Annotated in this window: 1 tRNA gene; it reads left to right on the top strand. The window is 36.7% G+C overall.

Features of this window, described 5'->3' with window-relative positions:
- Positions 1 to 137 precede the first annotated feature (137 nt).
- Positions 138 to 213 (top strand) — tRNA-Ala (locus tag KJQ97_RS09720).
- Positions 214 to 343: the final 130 nt, after the last annotated feature.

Below are 343 nucleotides of genomic sequence, written 5' to 3' on the forward strand. Positions count from 1 at the left end.
CCGTAGGAGAACCTGCGGTTGGATCACCTCCTTTCTAGAGTACATACTCTTTAACTCACACTAAAGAGTAATAATAAATATTTCAAGAGCTCTTGAGAGCTTGTTTGGATATCAAAGGTTGAAATGAGTATTGATATGGGGAATTAGCTCAGCTGGGAGAGCGCCTGCCTTGCACGCAGGAGGTCAGCGGTTCGATCCCGCTATTCTCCACCATATAAAACTTAAACAGAGCATTTAAGCTAAATGTTCTTTCTAGGTTTTATTTAATTTAATTCTATGTTTATATATAGTTTCTAACCTAGTGTTATTTTATTTATCAATGTTAAGAGTCACAAGCAAGTAA

The sequence above is a fragment of the Campylobacter sp. 2018MI01 genome (genome assembly GCF_018501205.1).
Classification (GTDB): Bacteria; Campylobacterota; Campylobacteria; order Campylobacterales; family Campylobacteraceae; genus Campylobacter_E.